This is a genomic window from Owenweeksia hongkongensis DSM 17368, from assembly GCF_000236705.1.
Lineage (GTDB): Bacteria > Bacteroidota > Bacteroidia > Flavobacteriales > Schleiferiaceae > Owenweeksia > Owenweeksia hongkongensis.
The window spans coordinates 2701533-2718563 of the sequence record NC_016599.1 but is presented as its reverse complement, the minus strand read 5'-3'; the positions used below and the strand labels follow the sequence as shown (position 1 = coordinate 2718563).

The following is a 17031-nucleotide window of genomic DNA, read 5'->3' as shown; positions in this document are numbered from 1 at the left end:
ACGTGTGAACTACCGCCAGCACTGAGACTTAGTGAAAAGGTGCTATTGGCGTATATAAACACACTTACTTATACACAAACGTTGTAACCAATGAGCGAAAAAAATAATGAGTAAAGAAGATTGGTATAGAAATACAAAATGGAACGACCAAATTGAATCTGAATTTGAAGCTCGTTTAAAACGTTCTCGTGGGAATTACCACAAAGCTCAATATTTAAGAATTCAGGCTAGTTATTTATTGGACTCTGACATAAAAACTCTTCAAGAAAAGGGAATAGAATTTATGGAAAGAGTTATTAGCGATTACCCTGAAGAAAAATCAAGCACTATTTTCGGAAATGAGCAATTAGGAGAATACTACCTAAAGAATAATTCTTACAATAAAGCAGAAAAACACTTTCGAATTGTAGTTGAACATTATTATTCAAAAAATAGAAGCGGGACAACTGGACTAGCTGATTTGAAATTATGTCAAGTAATTCTTGAATCAGAGCAATCGGAAAAATATGATGATGCTTATGAAATAGCGACTGTAAGATTTGACAAAACAGGTGGAGACTTAATGATGAATAGTGACAAATTCTATTATGCTGACTTAATGGCTAATTTATGTCACAAATTGGACAGAAAACAAGAAGCCTCTGAATTCGCTATTTCCGCATTAGAACTATCAAAAATTACTGAACCTCAATTTAATCGACATAAAACTGTAGGATTAATTAAAGCTAAATCTGAACAGCTAAAAAGGTTAGAAATAATAAAAGAAAAGAAATCACTGGTTACAACAACAGCTATAAATAATAGCGGTTTAGGTGCCAAATTGAAAAATATATTTAAAAAATAAAGGTTTAAGTATTCTGAAAAGTAGGTGAATATAAATCCGCTACTATTCATAGCTAAACCGTTCCCAACAAACAGCAACACCTCCCGCAAACAATTTCTATCTTGCGCAGCACATCACGCACCCCAAAATTTTAGTCTAAAAAGTGAAAGTCTGCATAGCCGAAAAGCCCAGCGTAGCCCGCGAAATTGCTCAAGTGATTGGTGCCAACACCAAGCATGATGGCTATTTTGAAGGCAATGGCTATCAGGTAACCTGGACTTTTGGCCACTTTTGCACTTTGCTTCCACCAGAAGATTACAAACCCCACTGGAAACGCTGGGATTTGAACACCCTCCCCATGCTTCCGGAGCGCTTTGAAACTAAGGTGATGCAAGACCCCGGAGTGAAAAAGCAGTTTAAAGTCATCAAAGGACTTTTTGACAAAGCTAGCGTGGTGATAAACTGTGGTGATGCCGGGCAGGAGGGAGAGTTGATACAACGTTGGGTGATTCAGCAAGCTGGCTATAAAGGCGAGGTGCAAAGGCTTTGGATTTCATCACTTACCAAAGAAGCCATTGAAGATGGTTTTAAACAACTGCGACCCGCCACGGAGTTTGACAATCTATACTATGCCGGCAGCTCACGCGCCATTGGCGATTGGCTTCTCGGCATGAATGCCACCCGGCTTTTTACTTTAAAATATGGGGCGCCCAAGCAGGTGCTTTCCATCGGGAGGGTGCAAACCCCTACCCTCGCCATGCTGGTCAATCGCCATCACGAAATTGAAAACTTTAAGCCCCAGCCTTACTGGGAACTTCAGACTTTATATCGCGAAACGATTTTCAACAATACCGAAGGTAAATTCTTTACAAAAGAGGATGGGGAAAAACTGCTAAATCAGGTTAGCGGAAAGGATCTCGAGATTACAGATATAGAAAGAAAAGAGGGCAAAGAATACGCTCCCAAGTTGTTCGATCTTACTAGCCTTCAGGTATATTGCAACAATAAGTTTGGGATGAGTGCCGATGCCACGCTCAAAACTGTGCAGAAGCTTTATGAAATGAAAGTGGTAACTTACCCGAGGGTTGACACCACATTTCTACCCAATGATATGTATCCCAAAATTCCCGGTATTCTTCAAGGGTTAACCAACTACTCTTCATTTACCCAACCTTTATTGGGCAAGAAAATTCCAAAATCCACCAAGGTTTTTAATGACAAAAAAGTAACCGATCACCACGCGATTATTCCAACGGGTGAGCAAAAACCTCTGGACGGGATTAGCCAAAACGTGTATGACATCATTGTTCGCAGGTTCATCGCTGTTTTTTACCCGGATTGTAAGGTGGCCAAAACGGTGGTTACCGCTAAGGTTGAAACGGTAGAGTTTATAGCCCGTGGAAAGGAGATTTTGAAACAAGGCTGGCGCATACTTTTTGACACCAATAAGAAGGATACAGATGATGGCGACAAAAATGATACTGACGATGACGGTATTTTGCCCGCTTTCGCGAAAGGGGAAAAAGGACCTCATCAACCCTCGTTTATAGAGAAAAGTACCAAGGCACCGAGCTACTACACCGAAGCTTCTTTGCTACGAGCCATGGAAACGGCCGGCAAGCAAGTAGATGATGACGAGCTTCGCGATTTGATGAAGGCCAACGGCATCGGAAGACCATCAACCCGTGCCAGTATTATTGAGACACTTTTTAGGAGAAACTACACCCAGCGAAGAAAAAAGCAAGTGATCCCCACCGAGATGGGAATCCAACTTATCAGCACCGTTCAAAATGAATTATTGAAGTCGGCAGAGCTTACCGGCCAGTGGGAAAAACAGCTCAAGGAAATTGAAGAAGGTGAGTTTAGCGCCAGGCAATTCATATATAATATGAAGAAAATGGTGAACGAACTGGTGTATGAAGTGCGCATGGAAAACAGAAGACCAAGATTGGCACATGCCTCGGAAACACAGACTGAGTATAAGAAGGCAAAAAAAAGCACCCCAAAAAAAACAAGCTCTAACAGGAATTGCCCAAAATGTAGTGAAGGAAAAGTCCTCAAAGGAAAGTCTAGCTACGGTTGCAGCAGATGGAAGGACGGATGTGATTTCCGTCTGCCTTTCCACTTCTTAAAAAAGAAACTTACCGAGGCTCAAGTAAGGCGATTGATTGACAAAAAAGCTACTACAAAAATCAAAGGATTCGTTTTGAATGGTGAAAAAGTGGAAGGCATTTTGAAGCTCACCGATTCATTCGAATTAGAGTTTGAAAACAAAACCCCGGCCTCTCCCAAAAAAGATGGAGGAATGCCCAGTTGCCCAAAATGCAAGAAGGGAACTTTGATAAAGGGAAAAACCGCCTATGGTTGTGACCGCTGGAAAGAAGGTTGCGACTTTCGTTTCAACTTTGAAGACATTAAGGTCAAAGCCAACGGTAAGCCCTTGACGAAAGAATTGGTGCTGGAGATTATCTCAGGATAAGCGTTAGAATTTTCATGAGTTGATCTCTGCGATTTACTCTGCGTACTTAGCGACTTTGCGTTGAGGAAAAACCGCACCCCTTTGGCCTTTTGCGTAAAATCAACCCCCCACTGCCATAATATTACAAAGCCTGTAGAGCAATCTCGCCCCTACGTTAGCATCCCATTCGTCCTCTCCGGGAGCTACTTCATTAAGGTCCAGTCCGATTATTTTCTTACCGGATTTCACTAAAGTTTCCAAAAGAAAAAGCACCTCTTCTACTTCAAAACCACCTGCTACGGGTGTTCCTGTATTTGGACAAAGCTTAGGATCCAAGCCATCAATATCAAAACTCAAATACACCTTTTCAGGAAGCTGCGCCACGATTTCCTCGCACTGCTCTTTCCACGTTTTCCCGTTAAATCGAGCGGCTTTTAAATCACGGTCAAAATATGTAGTAACGCGACCTTTTGACTGTTCAATGATGTCGTTCTCTGCCTCGCAATAATCTCTAATACCAATTTGCACCAGTTTACTTACCTGAGGTATTTTAAGCGCATTAAACATTATGGAAGCATGAGAATACTCAAAGCCTTCATAAGCATCTCGTAGATCTGCGTGGGCATCAATTTGCAGTATCGCGAAGTCGGCATGCCTTTCGGCTAAAGCTTGCATGTATCCTAATGGCGTGCTATGATCACCTCCCAAAAGCGCAACCCTTTTTCCATCATTCAGGGCATTCGCACACAGCTCCTTCACACGCGCCACCATTCCTGCACACGCTCCATTCACACTATGCAAAAGTTCTTCATCTACCCTTTCACTTTCTAAATTGTCAATGTGCTTTTCAGCCAAATGACGATACTGATTGCTCGTGGCTTCCCATTTATGATCTTGCTCCATCATGAAAATTCCGCGCTTCCAGGCATCCTTCAAAAAAGCATCGTACAAATCTACCTGTAGCGAAGCCTCTGCAATGGCTTTTGGCCCCGATGCAGTTCCAGCACTATAGCTCACGGTAACTTCCCATGGAATCGGAATGACTACAGTTTCACTCTCTTCATAGCTAAACGGCAAGCCAAAAAGCTGGTCACTAGTTGCTAATCCGTTGGGATCAAAGGCTGAAATTTTTTCTTGCTTGGTCATGATCAATGCTGTGTTTTTGATGCCTCAAAAGTAAGCAGGAATATCCTACCTAGAATTGGAAAATATTCAGAGACTCAACACACATGTCTCTTTAAAAATCTGCCTGTCGCCATTCGGGTTAAAGTACTCCAGCACAATAATATAAATCCCTGAATTTAGGAGTTGTGAGTTATTGTCTGTGCCATCCCAGGTAAAGAATCCCTCCTGACCCACGTTGGTGTTTTCCTCAAGCTCTTTAACCAAAGTACCGCCACTATTCCGAACATTTACCGTCACCACATTTCCAGGCTGCTCAAAGCTGTAATTGATATTCAAAATATCGCGATACCCATCCTGATTTGGAGAAAAAACTTTTGGATCAAGCGACACTGTTCCTTTAAAAATGCTTTGATAAGCCATGCTATTTAAATAGCCAGGAGTTGCAAAGCCCACCCCTTCGGCTGCACTGTGCCAATTATCTTCATCTTGGCTTGATTTTGCAAAACTGATACGTTCCAAACTCACACCTTCTTCACTTTGCAAAACAGAAAGATGCATTTTATCGTCATACTCCAAATAATCACAGATAGTAGACAAATCGCTGCTAACAAGGGCAACACTACCCTCTGCATCTGGCATACTGGGCACAGCATCGGATTTTAATAGGGCCCGCTTATTTTCTATTTTATAATTCTCATTTAAAAAATCCACATCAACAGAAATTGCAACATATTCACCAGGCCCAAACAGGTAACTTTCGTTTGAAATCAGCTCAACATTTTCCACGGATTTTGTTACTGGGTTCCAAGTACCCAAAAGAAGCTTATTAAGGTCAAATACTTTTTCAGAGTAATTATAAAGTTCCACAAAATCAGAACCTTCTGGATAGGGATTAAACAAAACTTCATTAATTAACACTTCCCCCTCCTTTGGGATAGAAGGAATAGCAAATATAGCAGTGTCATTCATCATAGTATTTCCAGTACAATCAAATAGCAAACTACTCATCCACAACCTATAAAGCGTCTCTTCCTTAATTTTTTCTCCAAACCTAATAACAGTACTAGAGTAACTTATAGAATCCGGCTCCACACTTTGGATAGCGATACTAGGAGAAATCATATAATTTGAAATATCTGTCAATTGTAGCTGGTCTACTCTCTCTGAAAAGTAAACCCCGATGCTGCTATCTCCCAAAATAGCTACTCGAGTAATTGCTGGAGGAATGGTGTCCGGATTCACTCCTGCCACACTATTTTTAGCGCCAGGTGTTCCTCCAATAGGATTCACAGATGCCGTCCAATTCTCCTTAACACCGCAAGGATTATCAATATCAATCAGCTCTATCGACCACCCACCATTTTCCTTGTTTGCATCATTATACCAATCATCTGTGTATGTCACACTATTTACAAACACTCCCTTTGGAGACATTAAAGAAACACTTGTTCCACTATTGGTAAGTGCGGTTGAAGACATATCCAATCCTAAAACAGGAATTCCTTGAGGAAATTCAGCAACTCCAATGTCTTTAGTGACCACCACAAACTCTCCCGAATCCAAAATGAAATTTGGCAATAGTTCATCTGCACTTCCCAAACGTAAAACCCAATCTTTCAAATCAATAGATAAACTACTGTTATTATATAGTTCCAAATATTCCCTCTCGGGCAATGCGTTTGGTGGAACACCCACCACAGGACTTGGATCAGGCATTAACTCAGTAATTACGATTTGATTTTCGACAGCCTGAAAACGGATAAAGGGAAGCGTATCATGAGTTGTATTTCCAAACAAATCCGTGACGTCATTTACATTTAGATAATATTGTTTATTTATTTGGAAAACAGAACTAAACGCAAGGTCAACTTTAGTGAAATTTGACTGGTTGAAAACTGCAGAAACAGGCAAACCTAAATTTCCGCTCCCTTGGTAATTTGAGATGTCAGAAGCGCTGGAACTATCCATTGCCTCAGAAAACTCCAAGCGCAAAGAAGAAGAGTCTAAAATTGTCAAACCAACAATGGCAGCGGGTTGATTATCATTATAGGCATTTCCTGAAATTGAGAAGTCATCAAAATAGAATTTATCTGACTTGGTGCTGGTATAAATACATTCTACACCAAAATACTGACTCCTGATATAAGTAGCATCTGAAGCCGAATCTAACGCCACATAATTCGTGGCTCCGGATGTATCCGCGCTAAGCACCCAAAAACCTAAACTATCGCGAGTAACTTTGACCGAAACTTCGACAGCAGCAATATCCAACCAATCATCACCACTTTCGGCAACCAATAAAGAGCTAGCTCCATCCTGTCTATACAAACTAATTCGATCATCAGAACTCCCTCCCAGCCTCACATAGTAACCATAGAAAGGACCACTTATATCTGCATTGTCTGCAACCAGGCATATTTTGGAATAGTTACTTGAAGATGGATTGAAATCCATTTTGACATAAAACTCCCAGATAGCATTATCGATAACTTCTGAAACTGAGCTTAAATAAGTACTACCCGCAGCATTGTCATTCAACTGAAGTTGAAAATTGGGGTTCACAATAAATTTTCCGGTGTCACCTACCCAATTCGGGTTCTGCATAAAATCACCATCCGAAAAATCATCAGAAACGGTAATCTGCGAAAAGCAGAAAACAGGGAGCAATAATATTATCAGCGCAGTTCTCATTGATTGAATTTAGAGCTTAACTTTGAGCTCTTAAAATCAGTTGATTAATTTAAGATTAATTTTTTAGAACCTATGCGTATTGCTGTAGTTGGAGCCACCGGAATGGTAGGCCAGGAGATGCTCAAAGTACTTGAGCAAAGAAATGTCCAGATGGACGAATTACTATTGGTTGCCTCAGAAAAGTCTGTAGGTAAAGAAGTTTCCTTTAAGGGTAAACAGGTGAAGGTAATCTCCATGAAACAGGCAATCGCATCCAAACCTGACATAGCTCTTTTCTCAGCCGGTGGCGATACTTCATTAGAGTTTGCCCCCCAATTTGCCGCTGTTGGAACTACCGTTATCGACAATTCTTCGGCCTGGAGAATGGACCCAGACAAGAAACTTATTGTACCTGAAATAAATGGTGACAGCCTTACGGAAGATGATAAAATTATCGCCAACCCAAATTGCTCAACCATCCAATTGGTGATGGTTCTTAAACCACTTCACGAAAAATATTCTATAAAAAGAGTGGTGGTAAGCACATACCAAAGCATTACCGGAACTGGTGTAAAAGCTGTTGCTCAAATGGAAAATGAGCGCACTGGTCAAAAAGGCGATATGGCTTATCCTTATGAAATTGACAGAAACTGCATCCCTCATTGCGATGTGTTTTTAGAAAACGGCTACACCAAAGAGGAAATGAAACTGACCAACGAAACCAAGAAAATTCTTGGTGATGATAATGTTCATGTTACCGCTACAGCTGTGCGTGTTCCCGTAGTTGGCGGACATTCTGAAAGTGTGAATATTGAGTTTGAAAACGAATTCAACACTGGTGATGTAAGAAAGTTATTGGCAAACTGTGATGGAATCACCGTGCAGGATATGCTGGAAACTAACACCTACCCGATGCCGTTATATTCTAAAGGAAAGGACGATGTATTTGTGGGGCGTATTCGTAGAGATTTGTCGCAAATAAACACTCTGAACTGCTGGATAGTGGCTGATAACCTGAGGAAAGGGGCTGCTACCAATGCTGTGCAGATTGCGGAGTATTTGATTAGTAAGAAGGTAATGGCGTAAGGTTTTAAGACCAATGTCAGTCTGAGTTTTCTGACCAAAGGGAGGAAAGTACCTAAGACTGTTTTTGACTTCGGAACCACCCTTCGATACTTTCAATTGCGCAAAAAGCTTCATTGAAAACTCAGGGTGACTTCTAACACAGAACCTTTGGCGTGTCTTTTGCGTAATTGATATCACAGGTTTTTTCGCAGTAATCCGCGAAATCATCGTGACATCAAAACTTAAAGACAATGAAAAATTGGATAATAACAACATTGGCGCTGATGCTAAGCATCGGTGCCTTTGCACAAAACAATAAGCCCAAAACTATGGAAAGAGCTCTTTTTGCCTCAGGATGCTACTGGGGAACTGAATATTATATGCAAAAAGCTGACGGTGTAATTTCCACTACAGTGGGATACACAGGTGGCCATGTTGCCAATCCTACTTATCGTGAAGTGTGTACTGGAACTACAGGCCACGCGGAAACGGTAGAGGTTGTTTACGATCCGTCAAAAACAGATTTTGAAACCTTGGCTCGTTTGTTTTTTGAAACTCATGACCCAACTCAGGTAAACGGACAAGGCCCGGATATTGGCACCCAGTATCGTTCAGGTTTGTTTTACCTAAATGATGAGCAAAAGCAAATTGCCGAAAAACTGGTAAAAGAGCTTGAAGCAAAAGGTTATAAAGTAGCAACTGAAATAACCAAGGCTGGTGAGTTTTACCCTGAAATGGATGACCACCATCAAGACTATTATGACAAAAAAGGAACCACTCCGTACTGTCATGCTTATAAGAAGAGATTTTAATTTTCCTACTTGATACAAAAACAACAAAGCCCCGAAATTTGGGGCTTTTGCTTTATACTACATTGCTCTTGCTTAGTCTTCGTCTGCTTCCTCAGGAGCCTCTAAATTAGCATCATCACCAGCTACAGTATCATCATCGTCTTCATCATCATCCATGTAAGCCTCAATTTTAGCATCCATTTCCACACTTACCTTTACTAGGTATTTGGTGTCCTTGGTTTCAAAGGGCACTGCTCTTACAGTTTCGCCTTTGGCATTTTTAAACTTGATGATGTCCTCATCTTCGTATCCATAAGGATAACGATCTGTAAATAGCTCAAGAATATCCTGAGTTACATTCTTGTAATCCACGATCACTCGCTTCTTGTCGCTCGATGGTGTTGGTTTCATAACGCCCCTTTTATCTGATTTAATAATTTAAAAGCCACGCAAAGATTAATGGCGCCACTATAGTAGCGTCCGATTCTACAATAAACTTTGGGGTGTCAATATCCAGTTTTCCCCAAGTAATTTTCTCATTTGGCACCGCTCCAGAATAAGATCCGTAGCTGGTGGTTGAATCTGAGATTTGGCAAAAGTAACTCCAAAATGGTATATCTTCCATCTCTAAATCCTGATAAAGCATAGGCACCACACAAATCGGGAAATCGCCCGCTATACCGCCACCTATCTGGAAAAAGCCAACTCCTTTACCTTCAGAATTTTTCACATACCAATCTGCCAACCATGTCATGTATTCAATTCCACTTTTCATGGTAGTAGGCTTCAGTTCGCCCTTCATGCAATAGGAAGCAAAAATGTTTCCCATGGTACTGTCTTCCCATCCAGGGCAGATAATTGGCAAGTTCTTTTCGGCCGCAGCCAGCATCCAGCTATTCTTTGGATCGATCTCATAGTATTGCTCCAAGTCACCGCTTAGCAGCATTTTGTACATATACTCATGTGGAAGAAAACGCTCGCCAGCAGCTTCCGCGTCTTTCCATATTTTTTCAATGTGCTTTTGCAGTCTTCTAAACGCCTCCTCTTCAGGAATGCAAGTATCGGTAACACGGTTAAAGCCACCATCCAAAAGCTCTCTTTCTTCTTGTGGGCTTAAGTCGCGATAATGCGGAACACGCTTGTAGCTATTGTGTGCCACAAGGTTCATTATATCTTCCTCAAGGTTTGCCCCCGTACAGGAAATAATATCCACCTTATCCTGACGAATCATTTCAGCGAGACTTTTACCCAACTCTGCCGTACTCATAGCTCCGGCAAGGGTAATCATCATTTTACCACCTTCTTCCAGGTGCTTTTCATAACCTTTGGCAGCATCCATAAGTGCCGCTGCATTGAAGTGCAAATAATGCTCTTCAATAAACTTCGATATCGTGTTTCTTTCTTTGCTCATTTCTATTGCAATATTTTAAATCCTTTTGATATATCAAATGAAAATTATCAGTACCCTAAAATTTTCATCATCGATTTGTAACTCTGTTCTTTAGCAAACAATCTTGTACGCACTTCGCCATCCTCATCACGGTCTATCACCACGTGTTTTGGGGCCGGTGTTAAGCAGTGCTGAATTCCTCCATAGCCACCCACACTTTCTTGATAAGCACCCGTATGAAAGAAGCCTACAATTTGCCTTTCCTCAGAATCATACTTTGGCAAGTAAATCGCATTGGAATGCTGCTCACTGTTGTAATAATCATCGCTATCACAAGTAAGCCCACCTAGCAAAACTCGCTCGTATGGCTTCTCCCATCGGTTTACCGCCAACAGGATAAAGCGCTTATTAATAGCCCATGCATCAGGTAAAGCCGTCATAAACGAACCATCAATCATGTTCCAATTTTCACGGTCATTCTGCTTCTTTTGGTCAATAATCGAAAAGAAGGTCGCTCCACTTTCTCCTACTGTAAATGAACCAAATTCAGTAAAAATGTGTGGTTCCTGCACTCCATTGCTGTTACACATCATTTTTATTTGCTCAATTATTTGCTCCGCGATGTAGTCGTAATCATAGTTAAAGCTCAAACTATTTTTAATAGGGAAACCTCCACCAATATTCAATGAATCCAGTGTTGGGCATATTTTCTTAAGCTCCACATACACGTTCACGCACTTCAACAATTCACTCCAATAATAAGCCGTATCGTTGATACCGGTATTAATAAAAAAGTGAAGCATCTTCAGCTCAAACTTCTTATTGTTCTGAATCTTATTCTTGTAAAAAGGAACAATATCCTTGTAACCAAGTCCTAAACGAGAGGTATAAAACTCAAACTTTGGTTCTTCTTCAGAAGCAATTCGGATACCTATCTTAGTTGGATTCTTAAAACTTTGGTCAAACAAATCAAGTTCGTTCTTATTATCCACCACTGGAATAACGTTTGTATAACCACTATTTATCAAGCGAGCAATGTTCTCCACATACTGGTTCCTTTTAAAACCATTGCACACGATGTACTGCTCCTTGCTAATTTTTCCACTTTCAAAAAGTGATTCTACAATATTGATATCAAAAGCACTTGAGGTCTCAATATGAATATCATTCTTCAAAGCTTCCTCAAGCACAAATGAAAAGTGTGAACTCTTTGTACAATAGCAGTAATTGTATTCACCCTCATAGCCAGACTTGGCGATAGCAACATTAAACATGCGCTTGGCACGCTGTATCTGTTCACTGATTTTTGGCAAATATGAAACCTTCAAAGGCGTTCCATATTGCTTTATGATGTCCATCAAATAAACACCATTCCACATTAAGGTTTGGTCATCATCAAGCTCAAACTCTTTTTGTGGCCATTCAAACGTTTGATCGATAAGATCGAAATATTTGTTTCTCATGATTACTTTGCTTTAAACAAATCCAACTCATTTGGATTCGAAAAGTTTCGGCAAAGTAACTCACTTAGATAATACGAAATCAAAAAAAGTGTTGTCTGTGGGTTAATTTATACAAATGTCACCCCTACAGGTCTATCCAACATCCAACCCGTAATACTATACCGGTCAACTTCCGTAGACATAACTTCATGTAAAACTGTATCACTTCGGAATATTGCAATTCGGCCCGCTATGGGCTCAATGTCTAAATACCCATCATTCTTGTGAATGCGCAGCTCTCCACCATCACCAGCTTTCCAATTTTCATTGAGATAAAAGGCAAAAGAAATTTTACGCGCTCCCGAGCTTTGAAATTGATCAATATGGGCTTCGTAGAAAGTGCCTTTAGGGTAAATAGCAAAATGTGTTTCGTAATCCTTAAGACTAAGAAATAAGCAACGATTGAGCTCTCGCATAAAGGATTCAATCTTTTCAAGAAACATCTTTGTAGGACTCAATGCTTCCTCTTTATCAATCCATTTAATACGATCACCTCGAATGTCGCGATCTACCTGAAAATTTTGTAGCTGGCCAATTCCGGCCTTCTGAAATGCCTCTTGCTCACGATGATGATTCATCACCGCTTTGAGGCGCATAACATCTTCGGCAGCTAAAAAATCTTCAATTACACAGAAGTCATTATCTGCCAAGGAATCTGCGATCTGGTCGATACTGCTGTCCGACCAGATCACACTTCCATTATAGGTCAATTCTCATTTTGATTGAGGAATTATTTTATTACACCAAGCTCCTTACCTACTTTAGTAAAGGCAGCAATAGCTTTGTCGAGATGCGCAGTTTCGTGTGCCGCAGATAGCTGTACACGGATTCGGGCTTGACCCTTAGGAACTACCGGATAGAAGAATCCAATTACATAAATGCCTTCTTCCAAAAGTTTATTGGCAAACTCCTGGCTCAAGGCTGCATCGTAAAGCATAATTGGAACGATGGCAGAATCTCCATCTTTTATATCAAAACCAGCCGCTTTTATTCCTTTCTTAAAGTAATTTACATTGTTCTCAAGCTTGTCTCTCAAATCTGTGCTTTCGCTCAAAAGATCAAACACTGCATTAGAGGCGCCAACTATTGCAGGTGCCAATGAATTTGAAAACAAATATGGACGTGAACGCTGACGCAATAGCTCAACAATCTCTTTTCTACCTGAAGTAAAACCACCCATTGCTCCACCAAGCGCTTTACCCAAAGTACCCGTGATGATGTCAATGCGACCCATCACATTTTTCAACTCGTGAGTTCCACGGCCTGTTTTACCAATAAATCCGCTGGCGTGACATTCGTCCACCATCACCAATGCATCATATTTTTCGGCCAAGTCACAAATTTTATCCAGCTGAGCTACGTATCCGTCCATTGAGAAAACCCCATCGGTAACAATGATTTTGAAACGCGATGTGTCTTTAGCTTCAATTAGCTTAGCCTCAAGATCGGCCATGTCATTATTATTGTAACGGTAGCGCTGAGCCTTGCACAATCGAACCCCATCAATAATAGAAGCGTGATTTAAAGAATCAGAAATAATAGCATCTTCAGCGGTAAGCAATGGCTCAAAAACACCTCCGTTTGCATCAAAAGCTGCTGCATAAAGGATAGTATCTTCTGTGCCTAAAAAGTCCGCAATCTTTTGCTCCAACTCTTTATGGATATCTTGAGTACCACAAATAAAACGCACCGAAGACATTCCAAAACCGTGAGTATCCAAAGCTTTTTTGGCTGCCTCAATCACTCTTGGGTGAGAAGAAAGACCCAGATAATTATTGGCGCAAAAGTTTAAAACCTTCTTACCATTTACATCAATTTCAGCTCCTTGCTCGCCTTCAATAATACGCTCCGACTTAAAAAGACCGTCAGCTTTTATCGCTTCAAGTTCTTCTTGTAAGTGCTCTTTTAATTTGCCGTACATAATTTCTTTTTTGAATTTGGAAGAGCAAAGATACTTTTTCAGTTATCGATTACCACTTCACCACCTCAGGATTTTCATTTAGGTAAATCAACACTTTATCTCCCACCTTAAAGCCCATTTCAAGCAACACATCACTATAAGCGTCAAGCTGTTTTTGATGATTGGGATCGGAAACCCCTGTTTTGTAATCAATAATATGAACCACACCATCTACCACAGAGAGCCTGTCCGGTCTCAAACTTCCCTTTTTAGGAAGTAAAATATCCTTCTCATTCAGCATCTCCACTCCTTCTGCAAAATAAGGCATCACCTCAGGGTTAGCTAAAACTGAATCTATTAAAGTCTTCAACGGTTCTGACTCCTCATTTGACAACCTGCCCAATATTACTTCATTGTCTATAATTTCTTCAATCGAGGTTTTCCCATCCAGCTTGGCAAAAACGCCATGAACTTTCTTCCCATAAGACGTTCCTTCACTTTCTCCAGAAGTCCAGTCCAGAGGAGCATCAATCGTAATTCGCAACCTATCTTGCCAGGAAACAGCTTCATAGTTCTTCCACATCAAGGCATTGTCTTTTACATCTTCGTGGCGCTTCTGAGACCTTTCGCCCACCTCCAACAACAAGTCCTCAACACCCTTATTTTTAAAGTATTGTGAAATATAGATAGTGAGGTTTGAGCTCTCTTTGGGCTTACCCTTGCTTCCAAAAACATACAGCTCATCCACAGCTCTGGTAAAGGCTACGTAAGCCAAGTTTAGATTGTCCAAATACACCAAGCCTTTATTCCTTTGATAAAGATTCTGGTAGTCTTTATGAGCATTTGCGTTTTCCGACAAGGACACTCTTGCCACCGGCAAACCAGCCATATCATGAGATTCTAGGTTCACCCAAGCACTACTTCCATTCGGTTCGCTTGTAGAAAGCCAGTCTGCAAAAGACACTATGGTGATCGGAAATTCCAAACCTTTACTTTTGTGGACCGTCATAAGATTTACAGCATCCACACCATCCGGCAAGGCTATACTTTGCCTTGATCCTTTATCATCCCAATGTCTGCAAAATTCAGCTTCACCACCCTTTTTATTGTTTTGAAAGTCAGAAACTTTGTCTACAAAAGTGTGCAAGAACGGATTTCCCTGAACGTCTAATTTAAACCACTTAGCCAACAAATAAACTTTATCTAACAAGCCTTGCTGAAGGAGCTCTGGGTAACTATAGTTAGGAATTATTTCAGACAGTGCTGAATTGAGTTCTACAGGATTTGACTTTACATGAGAACTAATAAACTGATGTTCTTCCTTGTACTCTTCTTTAATAACATCCAAAGCCCAAAGCGAACTGAGGAAATCCCAGCGTGATGCAAAATCATCTGGTCGGCATAAAAATTTAAGAAATGAAACTAGAGATCTTACTTCTTGTGATTGCTCTAACAGTAAACTATCCGGACTAATTACTTTAATTCCTTTATCCAACAAGAATTCAGCAAGCGCAGCTAAATAATCCTTTTTCCTAGTAATGATGGTAATATCATTCAATTTATAGCCACGAGAAATAGCATCCTGAATTACCGCCAAACTCTCCTCACATTGCTGCTGCTCATAGGTTTCCTTATCGTATTCTATTTGCTTTAAGCAAACGTAGCCACCATCTTGTCTTTCTACATTTTGATTGCTTGCAGAGTAAATGTCTTTAAAAACCTCTTCCTGCATCAAGTCCGCAGAATTGGTAAAGAAGTCATTATTGAACTCCACCACATTTTTTCTGCTTCGGAAATTGGAGCCCAGGTTTAGTGTTTCACGAGAATACAATTCCATTTCTTCACCATTGAGCAATACTTTGTTACTCGGATCAACGTCATTGCTCAAGTCGATAAACTGACCAACTTCTCCACCGCGCCAGCGATAAATAGACTGCTTGGCATCTCCTACTATCATTGCTGAGCCACTGGATGACAATGCATTATTTATAAGTGGAAGTAGGTTTCGCCATTGAAGTACTGATGTGTCCTGAAATTCATCAATAAAGAAGTATTGATACCTATCACCCAACTTTTCAAAGAGATAAGCCGTGGGTTCATTTTCTAGTTTATCACTAATTAACTTATTGAATTCCCCAATCGGCAACTTGTTCTCCTCCTCTTTTACCTCTTGAAGATTTTTATCAATTTCTGCCAATACAGCCAGTGAATAAACATCCTTTAAAATTTTGGTTATTAAATGATAACGGGGGAAAACCTCAACAACCTCCTTAACCAACTTATCCAGCTTCGCTCTTAACTCATCTTCTATTGGACTGAACCTTGGAGCAAGGTTTTTGGCCTTAGTTTTTGCATAAAACGGAGCTCCATCAAAAACCACTTTTTCAAGGGTTTTATTTATTGGCCATTTGCTAGAATCCTTTTCTACAAATTTTAAAATGTAATTATATACCGTGCCGCTACTGAAGTCCATCCGCTCAATCCCTTGGCTATGGATCAAGGTCATCATCTCCTGCGCTTCATCACTCCATTTATCCTCCCAATCCTTTTTTTCCTTTCGCAGCTTTCCCGCAGCTTTCATTATTTCTTCCTTTCCAAAACCCTTCAAGTGTTTTAGATAAGGATAGGCGGCCTCATCAAAGAGGTTCCTACCCATCGCAAGCAAGCTTTGCTCTGGCCTTGGTGATTTTCCCTCAGATAATTTATCATTAATAAACTCCAACAAAACCTTGGAAGTAGCATCTCCCTCCTGCAAATCTGCTAACATTCTATCTACTGCTTCCCGAAGCAGCTCGTCCGTGTCCAGCTCCACTTCATAATTACTGCTCAACTTTAAATCCTGTGAAAAACTACGGATTAGGCGATTGGTAAATTTATCAATGGTAGAAACAGAAAAAGCCGAGTAATTATGGAGAATCGACTTTAGCGCGGCCTGTGCTACATAACTCAACCTTACATGCGAAACTTGCAAATCTTCAGCTAGTTGCAAAAATATAGGGTCCTGTATTGACTCCTGTTCATTGGCAAAAGTTTCTAGCTTTTGCACGATTCGTTCTTTCATTTCATTGGCTGCCTTATTGGTAAAGGTAATAGCCAAAATTTGACGATACTGGTTTGCATTTTCACCTGTGAGGCAAATTCTCAAAAACTCTTTTACCAGAGTATATGTTTTTCCTGCCCCAGCAGAGGCATTGTAAATTTTAAACTTTGACAATTTTAAAAGTATTTCACGCCTGCATGTTCGCCCCTCAAAATTAGGGGCATACATACAAAGCTGTTATGAGATCATTATAAAATCTAATAAGCG

General features: G+C 40.5%; 12 protein-coding genes. 4 read left to right on the top strand and 8 right to left on the bottom strand.

The features are described from left to right. Window positions 1-106: 106 nt before the first annotated feature. Entirely contained in the window at window positions 107-844 is a 738-nt protein-coding gene (locus tag OWEHO_RS12035; RefSeq protein ID WP_014202756.1) for a hypothetical protein, read from the top strand. Between the two features lie 142 nt (window positions 845-986). Then, the gene (locus tag OWEHO_RS12030) at window positions 987-3302 is read left to right on the top strand and encodes a type IA DNA topoisomerase (protein ID WP_014202755.1); all 2316 of its coding nucleotides are present in this window, start codon (window positions 987-989) and stop codon (window positions 3300-3302) included. Between the two features lie 99 nt (window positions 3303-3401). Here the strand turns inward: OWEHO_RS12030 and OWEHO_RS12025 are convergent, their stop codons facing one another. Both OWEHO_RS12025 and OWEHO_RS12020 read right to left on the bottom strand, forming a co-directional pair. Continuing rightward, the gene (locus OWEHO_RS12025) at window positions 3402-4427 is read right to left on the bottom strand and encodes an agmatinase family protein (protein WP_014202754.1); all 1026 of its coding nucleotides are present in this window, start codon (window positions 4425-4427) and stop codon (window positions 3402-3404) included. Between the two features lie 66 nt (window positions 4428-4493). Continuing rightward, entirely contained in the window at window positions 4494-7097 is a 2604-nt protein-coding gene (locus tag OWEHO_RS12020) for a lamin tail domain-containing protein (protein ID WP_014202753.1), read from the bottom strand. A gap of 72 nt (window positions 7098-7169) precedes the next feature. Here OWEHO_RS12020 and OWEHO_RS12015 point away from each other — a divergent pair, with 72 nt between their 5' ends. Together OWEHO_RS12015 and msrA are read left to right on the top strand one after the other, a co-directional pair. Further along, entirely contained in the window at window positions 7170-8162 is a 993-nt protein-coding gene (locus OWEHO_RS12015) for an aspartate-semialdehyde dehydrogenase (RefSeq protein ID WP_014202752.1), read from the top strand. 230 nt (window positions 8163-8392) lie between these two features. Beyond that, on the top strand, window positions 8393-8953 hold the full coding sequence (msrA, locus tag OWEHO_RS12010) for a peptide-methionine (S)-S-oxide reductase MsrA (RefSeq protein ID WP_143764592.1): 561 nt from the start codon (window positions 8393-8395) through the stop codon (window positions 8951-8953). A gap of 72 nt (window positions 8954-9025) precedes the next feature. On the opposite strand, the gene OWEHO_RS12005 is transcribed toward msrA, so the two are convergent. The 6 genes from OWEHO_RS12005 to OWEHO_RS11980 all read right to left on the bottom strand — a co-directional run bounded on the left by OWEHO_RS12005 (window position 9026) and on the right by OWEHO_RS11980 (window position 16938). Continuing rightward, complete coding sequence (locus OWEHO_RS12005; protein ID WP_014202749.1) at window positions 9026-9343, bottom strand: hypothetical protein; 318 nt, start codon at window positions 9341-9343, stop codon at window positions 9026-9028. A gap of 19 nt (window positions 9344-9362) precedes the next feature. Then, complete coding sequence (locus tag OWEHO_RS12000) at window positions 9363-10343, bottom strand: deoxyhypusine synthase family protein (protein ID WP_014202748.1); 981 nt, start codon at window positions 10341-10343, stop codon at window positions 9363-9365. Between the two features lie 47 nt (window positions 10344-10390). After that, a complete protein-coding gene (locus OWEHO_RS11995) occupies window positions 10391-11785 on the bottom strand; it encodes a type III PLP-dependent enzyme domain-containing protein (RefSeq protein WP_014202747.1) in 1395 nt (464 codons plus the stop codon). 107 nt (window positions 11786-11892) lie between these two features. Then, the gene (locus OWEHO_RS11990) at window positions 11893-12534 is read right to left on the bottom strand and encodes a 2OG-Fe(II) oxygenase (RefSeq protein ID WP_014202746.1); all 642 of its coding nucleotides are present in this window, start codon (window positions 12532-12534) and stop codon (window positions 11893-11895) included. Window positions 12535-12554: 20 nt separating this feature from the next. After that, window positions 12555-13745 (bottom strand): glycine C-acetyltransferase, encoded by a 1191-nt coding sequence (gene kbl / locus OWEHO_RS11985; RefSeq protein WP_014202745.1) that lies wholly within the window; start codon window positions 13743-13745, stop codon window positions 12555-12557. A 49-nt stretch (window positions 13746-13794) separates the two neighbouring features. Further along, entirely contained in the window at window positions 13795-16938 is a 3144-nt protein-coding gene (locus OWEHO_RS11980) for a UvrD-helicase domain-containing protein (RefSeq protein ID WP_169312787.1), read from the bottom strand. Window positions 16939-17031 lie beyond the last annotated feature (93 nt).